Source organism: Mesorhizobium sp. WSM4830, assembly GCF_055811495.1.
Window position 1 is genome coordinate 378,662 of the sequence record NZ_JBVVQI010000001.1, and the last position, 15,664, is coordinate 394,325.

Annotated in this window: 14 protein-coding genes; 13 read left to right on the forward strand and 1 reads right to left on the reverse strand. The window is 62.3% G+C overall.

The features are described from left to right. Nucleotides 1-8: 8 nt before the first annotated feature. The 3 genes from AC0L2Y_RS01945 to nadE are packed head-to-tail and all read left to right on the forward strand — an operon-like array spanning nucleotide 9 to nucleotide 2,861. A complete protein-coding gene (locus AC0L2Y_RS01945) occupies nucleotides 9-272 on the forward strand; it encodes an acyl carrier protein (protein WP_254818658.1) in 264 nt (87 codons plus the stop codon). A gap of 22 nt (nucleotides 273-294) precedes the next feature. Beyond that, entirely contained in the window at nucleotides 295-1,857 is a 1,563-nt protein-coding gene (locus AC0L2Y_RS01950; protein WP_473553419.1) for a class I adenylate-forming enzyme family protein, read from the forward strand. Next, nucleotides 1,854-2,861 (forward strand): NAD(+) synthase, encoded by a 1,008-nt coding sequence (nadE, locus tag AC0L2Y_RS01955; protein WP_473553420.1) that lies wholly within the window; start codon nucleotides 1,854-1,856, stop codon nucleotides 2,859-2,861. Before AC0L2Y_RS01950 ends, nadE begins: the two co-directional genes overlap by 4 nt. A 47-nt stretch (nucleotides 2,862-2,908) precedes the next feature. Here the strand turns inward: nadE and AC0L2Y_RS01960 are convergent, their stop codons facing one another. Then, the gene (locus tag AC0L2Y_RS01960; RefSeq protein WP_473553422.1) at nucleotides 2,909-4,024 is read right to left on the reverse strand and encodes a hypothetical protein; all 1,116 of its coding nucleotides are present in this window, start codon (nucleotides 4,022-4,024) and stop codon (nucleotides 2,909-2,911) included. A gap of 522 nt (nucleotides 4,025-4,546) precedes the next feature. Here AC0L2Y_RS01960 and AC0L2Y_RS01965 point away from each other — a divergent pair. From AC0L2Y_RS01965 to AC0L2Y_RS02010, 10 genes are all read left to right on the forward strand, one after another. Further along, a complete protein-coding gene (locus AC0L2Y_RS01965) occupies nucleotides 4,547-5,674 on the forward strand; it encodes a transporter substrate-binding protein (protein WP_473553423.1) in 1,128 nt (375 codons plus the stop codon). Beyond that, nucleotides 5,671-6,273 (forward strand): ANTAR domain-containing response regulator, encoded by a 603-nt coding sequence (locus AC0L2Y_RS01970; RefSeq protein WP_473553424.1) that lies wholly within the window; start codon nucleotides 5,671-5,673, stop codon nucleotides 6,271-6,273. The genes AC0L2Y_RS01965 and AC0L2Y_RS01970 overlap by 4 nt, the downstream gene beginning before the upstream one ends. A 19-nt stretch (nucleotides 6,274-6,292) precedes the next feature. Beyond that, nucleotides 6,293-7,159: an ABC transporter permease gene (locus AC0L2Y_RS01975; RefSeq protein WP_473553684.1), complete on the forward strand. Its 867-nt coding sequence runs from the start codon at nucleotides 6,293-6,295 to the stop codon at nucleotides 7,157-7,159. Continuing rightward, complete coding sequence (locus AC0L2Y_RS01980; RefSeq protein WP_352489639.1) at nucleotides 7,156-8,076, forward strand: ABC transporter permease; 921 nt, start codon at nucleotides 7,156-7,158, stop codon at nucleotides 8,074-8,076. The genes AC0L2Y_RS01975 and AC0L2Y_RS01980 overlap by 4 nt, the downstream gene beginning before the upstream one ends. A gap of 32 nt (nucleotides 8,077-8,108) precedes the next feature. Next, nucleotides 8,109-9,752: an ABC transporter substrate-binding protein gene (locus AC0L2Y_RS01985; RefSeq protein WP_473553426.1), complete on the forward strand. Its 1,644-nt coding sequence runs from the start codon at nucleotides 8,109-8,111 to the stop codon at nucleotides 9,750-9,752. Next, nucleotides 9,742-10,686, forward strand: a complete 945-nt coding sequence (locus AC0L2Y_RS01990) for an acetamidase/formamidase family protein (protein ID WP_473553427.1) — start codon at nucleotides 9,742-9,744, stop codon at nucleotides 10,684-10,686. The genes AC0L2Y_RS01985 and AC0L2Y_RS01990 overlap by 11 nt, the downstream gene beginning before the upstream one ends. Further along, complete coding sequence (locus tag AC0L2Y_RS01995; protein WP_352489642.1) at nucleotides 10,683-12,479, forward strand: ABC transporter ATP-binding protein; 1,797 nt, start codon at nucleotides 10,683-10,685, stop codon at nucleotides 12,477-12,479. The genes AC0L2Y_RS01990 and AC0L2Y_RS01995 overlap by 4 nt, the downstream gene beginning before the upstream one ends. 195 nt (nucleotides 12,480-12,674) lie before the next feature. After that, nucleotides 12,675-13,559, forward strand: a complete 885-nt coding sequence (locus AC0L2Y_RS02000; protein WP_473553428.1) for a dihydrodipicolinate synthase family protein — start codon at nucleotides 12,675-12,677, stop codon at nucleotides 13,557-13,559. 39 nt (nucleotides 13,560-13,598) lie between these two features. Then, entirely contained in the window at nucleotides 13,599-14,258 is a 660-nt protein-coding gene (locus AC0L2Y_RS02005) for a GntR family transcriptional regulator (RefSeq protein ID WP_352489644.1), read from the forward strand. Between the two features lie 61 nt (nucleotides 14,259-14,319). Beyond that, on the forward strand, nucleotides 14,320-15,657 hold the full coding sequence (locus tag AC0L2Y_RS02010) for an extracellular solute-binding protein (protein ID WP_023674177.1): 1,338 nt from the start codon (nucleotides 14,320-14,322) through the stop codon (nucleotides 15,655-15,657). Nucleotides 15,658-15,664 lie beyond the last annotated feature (7 nt).

Genomic DNA, 15,664 nt, shown 5'->3' on the forward strand with positions numbered 1-15,664 from the left:
ATGAAGAAATCATGGTAGCAATCAAGGACAAGGTCAAAACCTTTATCGTCGACAACTTCCTGTTCGGGGACACGTCCTACGAGCTTGCAGACTCCGCATCACTGATCGAGAACGGCATCATCGACTCGACGGCCGTGTTGGAGCTAGTGGCATTCATAGAGGATGATTTCGGCATAGCGATGGTCGATGCCGACATCGTACCGGCCAATCTGGATTCGATTGACCGCATCTCAGCCTTCATCAAGGCAAAAGCAGAAGCGCTGGCAGCTTAGGCGCCATCGGCGAGGAGCGTCCGTGCGGATCGAACATTTTCTGACGGCGAAGGCCGCTGCCCATCCAGCCAAAACGGCATTGATCACCGAGCACAAAAGGCTGTGCTACGAAGAGCTGGACGATCTCTCGAGCCGCCTGGCCGCCGCCCTTTTCATGAATGGCATCAGGCGCGACGACCGGGTGCTGATCTTCATGGACAATTGCTGGGAGGCTGCGGTTTCGATTTTCGCAGTTCTTAAAGCAGGCGCGACTTTCAGTCCGATCAACGCATCCACCAAGGCCGAAAAGCTGGCCTACATCATCGCCGATTGCGATGCCGCTGCGATCCTCACGCAAGCAAAACTGATGCCCGTGGTCGCCGAGGCGTCCGGATCCTCCGGCAAGACGTCCTCCGGCAAGACCGGCATCTTCGTGGCTTCCACCGTTGCCGCCGATAACCAATGCCCGGCAGGAGCCACATCGCTGGCGGATTGCTTGACGTTCCAAGCCAGGGAGATCGACCATCGCGGCGTTGACGTCGATCTTGCGATGTTGATCTACACCTCCGGCTCGACCGGCCGCCCCAAGGGCGTGATGATGACGCACCGCAATTGCGACGCGGCGGCCGACTCCATCACCACCTACCTGCGCAACTCGCCCGACGACATCATCTTGAATGTTCTGCCCCTCGCTTTCGACTACGGCCTTTACCAATTGCTGATGGCAGTCAGGCTCGGCGCCACGCTCGTGCTCGAGAAGTCCTTCGCTTTTCCCCAGGCGGTCTTTGAGCGCATCCGCCAGGAAGGCGTCACCGGGCTTCCGCTCGTGCCCACGATGGCAGCGATGATCCTGCAGATGAGGGATCTGGCACCGGGCTTCCTGCCCAGCCTTCGCTATATTTCCAACACGGCGGCTGCCTTGCCGCCGCCTCACATAGAACGCCTTCGGTTCCTTTTCCCTGGTGTCAGGCTCTATTCGATGTATGGCCTGACAGAATGCAAGCGCTGCACCTATCTGCCGCCCGAGGAACTCGACCGCCGGCCGGGCTCGGTCGGAATAGCCATTCCGAACACCGAAGCCTTTGTCGTCGACGACGAGGGGCAACGGGTGCCGCCGGGCGTAGCAGGTGAGCTGGTTATTCGCGGGCCGCACGTCATGCAGGGTTATTGGCGAAACGAAGCTGCGACGGCACGAGCCCTGCGCCCGGGTCCGAACCCTTGGGAGAAGGTTCTCTACACCGGCGATCTGTTCAGGGCCGATGAGGAAGGCTTTCTCTATTTCGTCGGCCGCAAGGACGACATCATAAAGTCGCGGGGAGAGAAGGTGGCGCCCAAGGAAGTGGAAGCCGTGCTTCACGCTCATCCGGGCATCGCGGAAGCGGTGGTTGTCGGTGTGCCGGATCCCGTGCTCGGGCATGCGATCGGCGCAGTTATCGTACGGTCCGACCCGGCGCTTAGCGAAAAGGATATCATACGCCACTGTGCACGCCACCTTGAGGACTTCATGGTCCCCAAGGTCATCGAGTTCCGCAGCGAGCTGCCGAAGACCGATACCGGCAAGGTCAGCCGTCGGCTTGCGGCAGAAACCATGGAGGCCGCGCAATGAATGTTCGCCCGACCGAGGATGCGCGGACCTTTCTGGCGCAGGCTCTGGCGATCGACCTGGCCACCGAAACGGACCGTATCGTAACGGCCTTACGCCAGCAGTTGCGCGGGCTTCGCAAGCGGGGCCTTGTGCTCGGTCTTTCGGGAGGGATCGATTCGAGCGTGTCGGTCGCGTTGGCGGCACGAGCCGTCGGCCCCAAGAATGTGCTTTGCCTGTTCATGCCGGAAAGCGATTCCGATCCTGAAAGTCTGCGGCTCGGCCGCCTCGTCGCCGAAACTTTCGGTGTCGAGGCTGTGACGGAGGATATCGCGCCGATCCTGCGCGCAATGGGCTGCTACAAGCGTCGCGATGCCTTCATCCGCGAATTGGTCCCGGAATACGGCGAAGGCTGGGCCTCGAAGATCGTGATCGCGAACGCGCTCCAGGGCGGGGGTTACAACATCTCATCCCTGGTGGTGCAGGATCCGGAAGGCAGGCAGACGAAACTGAGAATGCCGCTGCCTGTCTATCTCGGCGTCGTCGCCGCTACCAATATGAAGCAGCGCACCCGCAAGCAGATTGAATACTATCATGCGGATCGCTTGAACTTCGCCGTTCTTGGTACGCCGAACCGGCTGGAGTACGATCAGGGTTTCTTCGTGAAGAACGGTGACGGCGCCGCGGACGTCAAGCCGATCGCCCACCTCTACAAAACGCAGGTCTATGCGCTTGCGGCCCATCTCGGTGTTCCGGAGGAAATCCTGAACCGGCCTCCGACAACCGATACCTACTCGCTGGCTCAGACCCAGGAGGAGTTCTACTTCTCGCTTCCTTATGACCGTATGGATCTTTGCCTTTACGGTCTCAACAACGGCGTGGCGGCTGAGGTGGTGGGGCAGGCGGCGGGGTTGGCCGCCACACAAGTGGAACGTGTCTGGGCCGATATCATCGCCAAACGCAAGGCGACGCGTTATCTGCACCAGCGTCCGCAACTCGTTGATGACGTAGAGGAAATCGGTACCTGATAAACAGGTAAAGCGGTGTGCACGGTTCGATTTGAATGCGTCCGGCTTTAACTGAAACGGCTGCCGATCAACCGGCTCCACTGCTCGCCCGCAAGCCCGTTCAGGAAGACTTGCGAGTTCTTCATGGCGTCCAAAAGCTCTGGATCACGTGAATGTACCACCGTTGAGGCAACGGTCAGGAAAGCGATGCGTCGTCCAAGCATCGCCTCCAGAAGTGCAGGTTGAATGCGTCCGCGCAGGCCGCTGACGCTGCGCGCGGCGGCGTGATCGATCAGGCAGTCAATCACCGGGGCCGCCTGGCCGGGGAGGGCGAAGATCTGCAGCACGCGACCAATTTCATACTTCCGCGCGTAATAGGCGAAAGCGCCGACATTGGTGCCGACTGGCGACGTCACACAAACGTAGACAAGCTCGCCCAGATCCGGCTTTTGTGCCGCATCGGTCAGGATGTGGTCGAGTTGGCCTTTCGTCCAATCCGGCCGCAGGGCGAATTGAGCGGTAAACGGTTCGATGAGCCTGGCAAATGTGTGGCTGTCGATTTCGGATGTACGAAATGCTCCGTGGCCTGCCCCGTCCACCGCCACACCCGACCAACGTCGTTCGCTGGACGTCATCCTCCTGCAATAAAATCGGTCGACTGTACGCGCCAACGGATTGAGCATTCGCGCAAGCGCCAAGCGATTGGCGGAAAGGCTAAGCATGAAGGCCGCGGGGCGCATCACGCGGACCCAGTCAAGGCTGTATTGCGGCAGGACCACACCGCGCAGCCGGGTCCACAATTTCACGGAAATATCGTTGGCCGTCTCGCTGAAGGAGATGTCCTGCGGACCATCCAGGTAAGCTTTCAGCAAGCGGGCGCCGGCCAGCGGGTCATGCTCATGGTCCTCGACCATGAGCGAGCTACAGATTGCCGCGCGTAGTCGTCGGCCGTTGAACGTCATCGGCAGGACGTGGACGCCGACAAATCCGGAGACGCGACCGGCGTCGTTGACATGGACAAGCGACCGGAGGTTGTCTCCGCAACCGGGCGCATCCAGATAAAACCGTTTCATGTATTCCACGAGAGAGGCCGGCGCTTCGGTCCTCTCCTTCAACAGCACGCGCTGAAACATGTTCGCAACTGCCGGGAGGTCGGCGCCTTGCAAGGCGCGAATGACGCTCAAACCCGGCTCCCGCCACCAAAGTCCCGTCCACCGAGCTTCCGGGCCAAGGCGACACGAGGCACGAGAACATCGGACGCGAGTTCCAACTCGACGCCCATGAAGCCGTGCAACCTCGGCCAGTTGCGATCGCCCCGGTGACCGAACGGATTGCTGAATTGCTGCGGCAAGGTGGAACCCTTTGCTTGACCGACGAAAAACCGGCGTCATTGCTGCTAGCAGATTCAGGTAAACCGATATTAAAGTCGTTCCTTTGAATGGTAGCGAACCGGGTTTGTCCGGCCCCATACCTGGACATCAGCAATTTCGTTCCTGGCGGAATTTATACAACCCGCGGGCATGAGTTGCGTGCTCCACGTCGAACTGTTTTCGGCTAGCCAAAGTTTCGCGCGGCGGCTCTTGACTGGGAGCGCGGGCGTAATACGGTGAGGACAAATACCGGCTCTGACCGCCGGGCGGCAAGAATGCCTCGTATGCCTCGCCTTGCGGCGGTGGCTGCGGGGCATTGTCATTTTGAGGCTTTGCTTGAAACGGCATATCGAGATCGGCATTCTCTATTCGCGGTCCGGCAACTACCGACTGGTGTCCGAATCCTGCCGTGCGGGTGCGATGAACGCCATTGCCGACCTCAATGCCGATCCCGCTATCCCGTTCGAATTCGTCCCGGTCGAGCGCGACCCGCAGGGTAACATCGATCGGTATGCAAGCGGCTGCGCGGACATTCTCGCCAACAGCGGCGCGCGTCACATCATTGGCTGCGTCACCTCGTGGAGCCGCAAGGAGGTCATCCCAATCCTGGAAAGGGCAGGCGGCACGCTCTGGTACGCCTGCCCGTACGAGGGCTTCGAAGCCAACGAGCATGTCGTCTACACGCACGCCTGCCCCAATCAGCATCTCGTACCGCTGCTTGCCTATGTCGTGCCTCGTTTCGGCGCCGACGGCTTCCTGCTCGGCTCCAACTACATCTGGGGTTGGGAGACTAACCGCGTGGCGCGCGACCTGATTGCGGACGCCGGCGGCAAGGTGCTGGGCGAACGCTATCTGCCGCTCGGCGAGGTCGATGTTGCGCGGCTGATCGCGGAGATACAGGCGACGAGACCTGATTTCATTCTGAACAATCTCATCGGCCCTTCTTCTTATGTCTTCATCGCTGCCTATGCCGAGCTTGGCCGGCGCGACCCGCATTTCAGGCCGGAGCGTTGCCCGATCCTGTCCTGCAATCTCACGGAATGCGAATTGCCGGCGCTCAACGGGGCAGGCGATGGCCATCTTTCCGTTGGGCCCTATTTTCATGACATCTCGGGGGCGGATCGCGGAGCGGCTTCAGTGTCTTCCGTCATGCCTGCCTCATCCTTCGAGGCGGCGGCTCATGCCTCGGTGCGCACCCTCGCCGAGATCCTCACCCGCAGCCCCGATGCACAATGGATGGATCTTCCCAAGGTCTTTGCCGAAACATCATTTCGAACGCCGCTGGGCGACATCGCCATCGACCCGCAAACCCAGCACACTACCTTGCCGGTGCAGATCGGACGTATCGATGGAACATCGTTCAAAACGGTCACGCTGACGAAGGGCGTGGCACCCGATCCCTACCTTTCCCGCTATGACCGGACGGAGACGTTCGGGCGGCCACGCCTGCGGGTGGTGTCGTGAGCAAGATGGCGCGTATCCCGAACCTTGGAGGCGCCAGGGCTTTTGTCCTGCATCGTCCACATCCGATCGTGCAGGCGATCACAAGGCAATTGTCGGCCATCGGCCTTGAGGCGATTGGCTTCTGGCCGGAACTGCCGGCCGAAGCCTTGGCGGCGGACTTCGTTTTCTTCGACGTCGACCTCGGCTTTGACGAGCAATTTCCATGGAAGCCGGGCGAGGCACCAATGCCGCTGATAGCACTGATCGGCTCCGAGGCGCCGGGGCGTGTCGAATGGGCACTGTCGCACAAGGCCGATGCCCAATTGCTGAAACCGGTCGGCAATGCCGGCGTCTATAGCGCGCTTTTGATCGCAAGGCAGAGTTTCGAGGCGCGCAAGCTTCTGGCCAGCGAGATTGCCTCGCTTCGTCAGCGGGTCGCGGAGCGCCAGACCATCGTACGCGCCGTGGAGGTCTTGTCGAAGGGCGCCGAGGACGGCCGTGCCTATGCGCAGCTCCGCTCGCTGGCGATGAGCTGGCAAATCAGCGTCGAGGACGCCGCGCGCAGGATCGTGGCGATGACACAGGAAGAAGGCGACGATGACCAATCCGATCGCGCCTGAGCTTTCAGCCGCCGGGCGTATGCCAGCCAAGCCTCGCGCCGGCGTCTGGCGACGTCTGCTAAAACGGCCTCTCGCTTTGCTCGGCCTCGGGATTGTTGCCGTTGTCTTGACCGGCGCCATTCTTGCACCGTGGCTGACAGGCTACGATCCGAATGAGCAGATGTTCGACGGGCTCACGCTTGAAGGCGCGCCACTGCCGCCGGGAGCCCAGTTCTGGCTGGGCACCGACCTGCTTGGCCGCGATCTGCTGACCCGTCTCCTCTTCGGCGCGCGCACGTCGCTGATCATCGGCATCGTCGCCAATGGCGTGGCGCTTCTGATCGGCACGCTGGTCGGCATCACCGCCGGCTATTTCCGCGGCCGGATCGGCAGCGCGCTTATGCGCTTCACCGATCTGATGATGGCTTTCCCGGCGCTGCTGCTCGCCATCTGCCTGGCGGCGGTGCTCCAGCCGAGCCTGTGGATCGTCGCCATGGTGATCGCACTGGTGAACTGGGTGCAGACCGCCCGCGTCATCTATACCGAGACAAGTTCGCTCTCCGAGCGCGAGTTCATCGATGCCGAGCGCACCATCGGCGCAAGCGCTCCACGCATCCTGTTTCGTCATATCCTGCCGCACCTTTTGCCGACGATCATCGTCTGGGGCACGCTCGGCATCTCGACAACGGTGCTTCTGGAAGCGACGCTCAGCTATCTCGGCATCGGCGTGCAACCGCCGACCGCGTCCTGGGGCAACATCATCTTCGAAAACCAAACCTATTTCCAGGCAGCGCCCTGGCTGGTTTTCTTTCCGGGTGCGGCGATCCTGGCGCTGGCACTAGCCTTTAACCTGGTCGGCGATGCGTTGCGCGACGTCCTCGATCCGACGCAAAGGGGGCGGGCATGATCGCCTATCTCGGCCGCCGCGTTGTCCAGTCCGTGCTCATCTTGCTCGGCGTCTCTCTGATCACCTTTGCGCTGCTCTATCTGCTGCCCGCCGATCCCGTCCGCCAGATCGCCGGCCGCAGTGCCACGCCCGAGACGGTCGAGAACATCCGCCGGCAGCTCGGCCTCGACCAGCCCTTTGTCGTCCAGTACTGGCACTACCTGACCAGCCTCCTCAGCGGCGATCTGGGGCGCTCCTACATTCAGCGCTCGGAGGTCACGGAGCTTATCGTCTCGCGGCTGCCGGCAAGCCTGCTGCTGATGGTCGGCGCCATTGCCTGCGAAGTCGTGATCGGGCTGACGATGGGCCTCATCGCCGCCGTCAAGCGTGGCACCGCAACCGACCAGTCGCTGATGGTCGCCTCCTTCGTCGGCGTCTCGGCGCCGCAATTCGTTGTTGGCCTGCTGCTGCTCTATGTGTTCGCGGTCCGGCTCGGCTGGTTCCCGATCGGCGGTTACGGCACCTGGCGTCATCTGGTGCTGCCATCGCTGACCATGGGAATTCTCGGTGCCGGCTGGTACGCCCGCATGATGCGCTCGTCAATGATCGACGTGCTGCGCCAGGATTACGTGCGTACCGCGCGTGCCAAGGGTCTTGCACGCAGCGCCATTATCTTCCGCCACGCGCTGCCCAACGCCATCCTGCCGGTCATCGCCATGATCGGCATCGACATCGGCATCTTCATGGGCGGCATCGTGGTTGTCGAAAGCGTGTTCGGCTGGCCAGGCATCGGCCAGCTGGCCTGGCAGGCCATTCAGCGCATCGATATTCCGATCATCATGGGGGTCACCCTGGTTTCGGCTTTTGCCATCGTGCTTGGTAATCTCCTGGCCGACACCGTCGCACCGTTCATCGATCCACGCATCAAGCTCAGATGAAAACCAAGAAAAACCAAAGAAGGGAACATGACATGAGAAAATATCTGATATCGACCGTGGCGGCATCGGCGCTTGCGCTGGTGCTTGGCATGACAAGCGTACGCGCCGAAGACGCCGTCGATCCGAACGCCAAGCAGGGCGGCGCGATTATCATCACCTACAAGGACGACGTCGCCACGCTCGATCCAGCCATCGGCTATGACTGGCAGAACTGGTCGATGATCAAGAGCCTGTTCGACGGGCTGATGGACTACGAGCCGGGCACCACCAACCTGCGGCCCGACCTTGCCGAGAGCTACGAGATTGCGCCCGACGGCAAGACCTTCACCTTCAAACTGCGCCAGGGAGTGAAGTTCCACAATGGCCGCGAGATGACCGCCGACGACGTGAAATATTCGCTCGACCGGGTCACCAATCCAAAGACACAGAGCCCGGGTGCCGGCTTCTTCGGCTCGATCAAAGGCTATGACGACGTCGCTGCCGGCAAGGCGGAAAGCCTGGCCGGCATAACCGTCGTCGATCCCTACACGATCAAGTTCGAGCTGACGCGGCCCGACGCCACCTTCCTGCATGTCATGGCCATCAACTTCTCGCATGTCGTGCCGAAGGAAGAGGTCGAAAAATACGGCGCGGACTTCGGAAAGCATCCGGTCGGCACCGGCGCCTTCAAGCTCGCCGAATGGACACTCGGCCAGCGCGTGGTCTTCGAGCGCAACCCGGATTACTGGCACAAGGGTCTGCCGCATCTCGACAAGATCACCTTTGAGATCGGCCAGGAGCCGATCGTGGCGCTGCTGCGGCTCCAGAAAGGCGAGATCGACGTTCCCGGCGACGGCATTCCGCCGGCGAAATTCCAGGAGGTCATGGCCGATCCCGAGCAGAAGGCCCGTGTCGTCGAGGGCGGCCAGTTGCACACCGGCTATGTCACCATGAATACCACCATGGCGCCCTTCGACAATGTGAAGGTGCGGCAGGCGGTCAACATGGCGATCAATAAGGACCGCGTCGTCCAGCTGATCAACAACCGTGCGGTGCCGGCCAATCAGCCGTTGCCGCCGTCGATGCCTGGCTACGACAAGGAATTCAAGGGCTATCCCTATGACGTGGCCAAGGCCAAGGCCTTGCTTGCCGAGGCCGGGCATCCCGACGGATTTGACACGCAGCTGTTTGCCATGAACACCGATCCCAACCCGCGCATCGCGCAGGCCATTCAGCAGGATCTGGCGGCGGTCGGCATCAAGGCCAGCATCCAGTCGCTCGCGCAGGCCAACGTCATCGCCGCCGGCGGCGACAAGGCCGGTGCGCCGATGATCTGGTCCGGTGGCATGGCCTGGATCGCCGACTTCCCCGATCCGTCGAACTTCTACGGCCCGATCCTCGGCTGTGCTGGTGCCGTCCCGGGCGGCTGGAACTGGTCGTGGTATTGCAACAAGGAGCTCGACGCCAAGGCAGCAGAAGCCGACTCCATCGTCGACCCGGCCAAGGCTGGCGAACGAGCCAAGATGTGGAGCGAGATCTACCGCAAGATTATGGAAGACGCGCCCTGGGCACCGGTCTTCAACGAGCAGCGTTTCACCATGAAATCAACCCGCATGGGTGGCGCCGACAACCTCTATGTCGACCCGGTCCACATCCCGATCAACTACGACAATGTGTATGTGACCGATGTGCAATAACTGCGACTACACCATCCATGGGCGCCACCATCATTTCGGCTGGGACAATTCCTTTGTCCCGGCCGAACGAGTGGCGCCAGGGTCGACGATCGAGTTCCAGTGCCTGGACTCGTCCGGCGGGCAGCTGACGATGGAGAGCACCATCGACGACGTTGCTTTGCTCGACTTTGCCAAGGTGAACCCGGTCACTGGGCCAATCTATGTCGACGGGGCAGAACCGGGCGATGCCCTGAAAATCACCATCGAGGCGTTCAAGCCGTCGGGCTTCGGCTGGACGGCGAATATCCCGGGATTCGGTCTGCTGGCGGATGACTTCACTCAACCGGCACTGAATATCTGGAAGTACGATGCCGCGTCGCTCGAACCGGCGCTGTTCGGCAAGAGCGGCCGGGTGCCGCTCAAGCCCTTCGCCGGCACCATCGGCAATGCCCCGGCTGAGCCGGGTCTGCATTCGGTGATCCCGCCGCGGCGCGTGGGCGGCAATCTGGACATCCGCGATCTTGCCGCCGGCGCGGTGCTCTACCTGCCCATAGAGGTCGCGGGAGCGTTGTTCTCGGTCGGCGACACGCACGCCGCGCAAGGCGACGGCGAGGTCTGCGGCACGGCGATCGAGAGCCCGATGAACGCCGTGCTGACGCTCGATCTGGTCAAGGATGCCCGGCTGCGGACGCCGCGTTTCACGACGCCCGGTCCGGTGTCGCGACATCTCGACGCCAAGGGCTATGAGGTGACAACCGGTATCGGGCCGGATCTGATGAACGGCGCCAGGAGCGCCGTCTCGCAGATGATCGACCTGCTCTCTGGCCGCTACGGTATGGATCCGATAGACGCCTACATGCTCGTGTCGGTTTGCGGTGACCTGCGCATCAGCGAGATCGTCGACATGCCCAACTGGGTGGTTTCTTTCTACTTCCCCCGCTGCGTCTTTGAATGAAGGTGGAGGACATCAAACGATCCGGGCAGGCCGCCGCGGAGAGTGGCTCCATCAGGCCGGTACTCAGCGTCTCAGGTCTGAGCGTCACCGTGCGTGGTGAGGAGGGCGAGCGCGACGTCGTTTCCGACCTCACATTCGACCTGATGCGCGGCGAAACGCTTTGCATTGCCGGCGAGTCCGGTTCCGGCAAGTCGATGACGGCGCTGGCCATCATGGGCTTGCTGCCGCAGCCGGCGGCACGCATCGGATCAGGCTTCATCCGGCTCGGCGATCAGGATCTCGCGGCTCTCAGCGAGAGCGGCATGCGCCGCATCCGCGGCGACCGTATTGCCATGATCTTCCAGGAACCGATGACATCGCTCAATCCGGTTCTGTCCGTCGGCCGTCAGCTCACGGAGGCGATCGAGGCACACACCTCGCTGTCGCGCTCCGAGTCTCGGCTGAGGGCGCTAGAGGCGCTGAAGGCAGTCCGAATTCCGGATGCCGAACGGCGGCTCGAGCACTATCCGCACGAACTCTCAGGCGGCATGCGCCAGCGCGTGATGATTGCCATGGCTCTGGCCCTGAACCCGGATGTGCTGATCGCCGATGAACCGACGACTGCTCTCGACGTCACGGTTCAGGGCGAGGTGCTGGAGTTGCTGCGTGACCTGCAGCGCGAGCACGGCACTAGCGTTATCCTGATCACGCACGACATGGGCGTCGTCGCCGAGATGGCGGACCGCGTCATCATCATGCGCGATGGCCGGATGGTCGAGCAGGGCAGGGCGGCCGACATCTTTAATCGCCCGCAGGCCGACTATACGCGCGAGCTTCTGGCCGCCGTGCCGCGCATCGGCGGAGGACGGACCGCCGAAGACCGACAAGACGCCGCCAACATGCCGGCCGAGCTTGTATCTGTCAGCGATCTTCACGTCCGCTTCGACCTGCACGGCGGCTTCTTCGGCCGCGTCGACCGCAGGGTGCACGCGGTCGAAGGCGTCAGTTTCTCGATCGCGCCGCACGAAACCCTGTCGCTGGTCGGCGAATCGGGCTGCGGCAAGTCGACGACGGCCAAGGCGATCGCCGGGCTGGTGCCCTACACTGGCAGCATTTCAATCGGCGGCCACGACTTGTCTGCGCTCAGCCGCAAGGAGCGCAAGGCTGTACGCCGCAATGTGCAGATGATCTTTCAGGATCCCTTCGCGTCCCTCGACCCGCGCATGCGAGTAGGCGATCTCGTCGCCGAGCCTCTGCTGATCCACGGCCTCGGCGACAGAGAGCAACGGCATGCCCAGATCGCCACCCTGTTCGAACGCGTCGGCCTCTCCGCTGACCAGATGGAGCGCTACCCCCACGAATTCTCCGGCGGGCAGCGCCAGCGAATCTGCATTGCACGAGCGCTGGCGCTGCGACCGAAGCTGATCATTGCCGACGAAAGTGTTTCTGCCCTCGACGTATCGGTGCAGGCGCGCGTGCTAAGATTGCTGAAGGAGCTGCAGCGCGAATTCGGCGTCGCATATCTCTTCATCTCGCACGATATGGCAGTGGTGGAGAACATCTCTGATCGCGTGGCGGTAATGTATCTGGGGCAGATCGTCGAGATGGGCACCCGCGACCAGATATTCTCCAACCCGCGCCATCCTTACACAAAGCGGCTGATCGAAGCCGTTCCGGTTCCCGATCCGGGCCGGCGCCGCGCCCGGTTCGCCCGTTTGGACAGCGAAATTCCAAGCGCTGTGCGGCGCATCGGTGACGAGCCCCGGAAACTCAAGCTCGAAGATGTTGGCGACGGCCACCTCGTCGCCACTTGATCGAGCTTAGGCTGCCTCGTCCAGCCAATCCCGCAGAGGCTCGGGGACAGCTGCATATGTGATGTTCGAGCGTCGGAAAACGATCGGCGATGGCGCTGCCGCGGCAGCGCCGTTCGGCGATGCCGAGTTGGCAGTTTACATCTGACATGTTAGCATGCTATCGCTACGTGCACATTGATTTCAACGGAGATCGCATTGGCTTCCCGCTTTGGTCTTTCGGTTGCCCTGACCACACCCTTCGACCCGTCGGGGAAGATAGCGCTCGCGCCGATGATCGCCCACGCCCGAGCCTGCCTTGGCGCCGGTTGCAGCAGCGCGACGCTGTTCGGCACCACTGGCGAAGGGGCCTCGGTCGGCACCGACGAGCGGCGGATCGTCACCGAGGCCATGCTGGCGGCCGGTATTCCGGCACATCAGCTCGTCGCCGGAGTGCTGGTCGATGCAGCCGAAGATGCCGCCGATCAGGCCCGGCACGCTTTGCAGCGCGGCGTTCGCAACATTCTGCTCGCCCCGCCGAGCTACTTCAAGAATGTCGGCGAGGACGGGCTGTTCGGATGGTTTTCCGCCGTCTTCGCCGCACTCGGTCCGCTGGCGCGCGACGTGCTGCTCTATAACATTCCCTCAGTCACCATGGTGCCGCTCCCGCTTGGGCTGATCGGCCGGCTGCGCACCGCTTTTCCCGCTGTGGTGGCCGGGGTGAAGGATTCCGGCGGGGACTGGAGCTACAGTGAGGCGCTGCTTGAAGCGCACAGCGATCTGGTGATCCTCATCGGCGACGAACGGCATCTGGCGAGAAGCGTGCGCCACGGCGGACAGGGCGCGATTTCCGGCATGGCTAATTTTGTTACCGCCGAAATCCGCGCAATGGTCGAAGACGGCCGCGACGACCCACGCGTCGAGGACTTCGTGCTCGAATTGCTCAAATACCCGGTCACGCCGGCGGTGAAGGTCATGGTTGCGCGCAAGACCGGCGACGAGCGCTGGCTGGCGGTCCGCCCGCCCCTGGAGGCGATCGATCCGCAAGGACAGCGGCAGCTTGCCGCGGCTTACGACAGGCTGTTTGCGACAGAGGCGGCCTGACCGACAAGGCCGGGCTGACCGATAAGGAAGCGAGCTGAAGTGGAAGACGGCAGCGAACCGATCACTCTCCGGGAGAAGGCCTATGCCAGCTTCACGCGGCATTTGCTGGCCCGCGATCTGCGGCCGGGGCAGTTCGTGTCACAGCGCGAATTGGTCGCTTTCACCGGACTGCCGCTGGGTGCTATTCGCGAGATCGTCCCGCGTCTCGAGGCTGAGGGACTGCTGACCACCATCCCGCAGCGCGGCATGCAGATCGCGCATATCGACATCAATTTGATCCGCGAGGCGTTTCAGTTTCGGTTGTTCATGGAACGCGAGGCAGTGGCGTTATTCACGACCAGCGCTTCTGACGCCGAACTTGCCCGCATGCGGCGCGAACATGAGGAGATGCTGGCTCAAGCTCTGGGACAGGCGCCGACGCCGGAAATGGAAGCCAAGGCCCAGAACATCGACTGGGCCATGCACGACACCTTCATCAATGCGCTCGGCAACGAGATTATCGCCAAGGCCTATCTGGTCAACTCGGTGAAAATCCGGCTGATCCACCAGGAGCGTTTCCGCATCGATGGACGTGTGGTGCCGGTGATGCGCGAACATTTGGCCGTCATCGAAGCCATGGAGAGCCGCAATTCGCAAAAGGCGGTTGAAGCGATCAGTCTGCATATCGACAATGCGCGCCGGCTGGCGCTCCAGATCTGAGGAAATATAGCCGCGCCGCAGTTCGCGGCGCATCCACAACGACAGCAACCGGGAGGAAGAAATGTCGTCCAATCTGTTCAACCCAACCAGGAGGCAACTCCTTGCCGGAACCGCAGCGCTCACCGCCGCCGGCCTTGTGGGGCTTCGCCCCGGCTTTGCCGCAGGCGTTGACTGGAAACGCTTTGCCGGGACGACGCTTGACGTCAATCTGGTGAAAAGCCCGCGCAGCGACACCATCCTGAAATATCTCGCCGAGTTCGAGGAACTGACCGGCATCAAGGTCAATGCCGAGGCGACGCCCGAGCAGCAGCAGCGCCAGAAGACGGTGATCGAGTTGAGCTCGGGCAAGCCGAGCTTCGACGTCGTGCATCTGAGCTACCACGTGCAGAAGCGCCAGTTCGAGAAGGGTGGCTGGCTGGCCGACATCGCCGGCTATCTCGCCGATCCGTCGCTCACCGACCCGGCGCTTGTCGAAAGCGACTTCGCCGAAGCCGGCATGCTGTTTGCCAAGGACGGCCAGGGCGTGCTGCGCTCGCTACCGTTCTCGGTGGACTACTGGATCCTCTATTGGAACAAGGAGCTGTTCGAGGCCAAGGGCCTCAAATACCCCGAGACCTTCGAGCAACTGGTGGCCGCCGCCGAAGCGCTGACCGACCCCTCGACCAATACATACGGGTTCGTCGCGCGCGGGCTCAAGAACGCAAACACGCCGGTGTGGACGTCGCTGATGCTCGGCTACGACATGACGCCGCTCGACGACAAGGGCAAGCTGCGCACCGAGGCCCCCGAGGCGATCGAGGCTGCCGCGCTCTATCAAAGATTGATGACCAAGTCCGCCCCTCCGGGCGTCACAGGGTTCAATTGGGCCGAAGCACAATCTGCCTTCCTGCAAGGCAAGATCGGCATGTGGCTCGACGGCGTGGGCTTTGCCCCGCCGATGGAAAATCCGGAAAAATCGAGGGTGGTCGGCAAGGTCGGTTACGGCGTGATGCCCAAGGGTCCCAAGGCGCATGCCTCGGGCACCTTCGGCGACGGGATTGGCGTTACCGCCGCCAGCGAGAAGAAGGAGGCCGCCTATCTGTTCTGCCAGTGGGCGGTATCGCCAACCATGGGCGCGCGGCTGTTGCAGGCCGGCGCCGGTGTTCCGTTCCGCAAATCCGTGCTGGAGGATCCCAAGGTGCGCGAAGGCGTCACCATGCCGGCAAGCTGGCTCGATGCCGTGGTCGGCTCGGGCAATATCAGCCGGCTGGCGCTGCCGGTCATTATCCCCGTCACCGAATTCCGCGACATCTATGGCGTGGCGCTGACCAACATGATTGCCGGCGCCGATCCCGCCGCGGAGCTGAAGAAGGCCACCGAGCAGTTCCAGCCGGTTCTCGACAGGAGCGAGCAGGGCTGATGTCGGC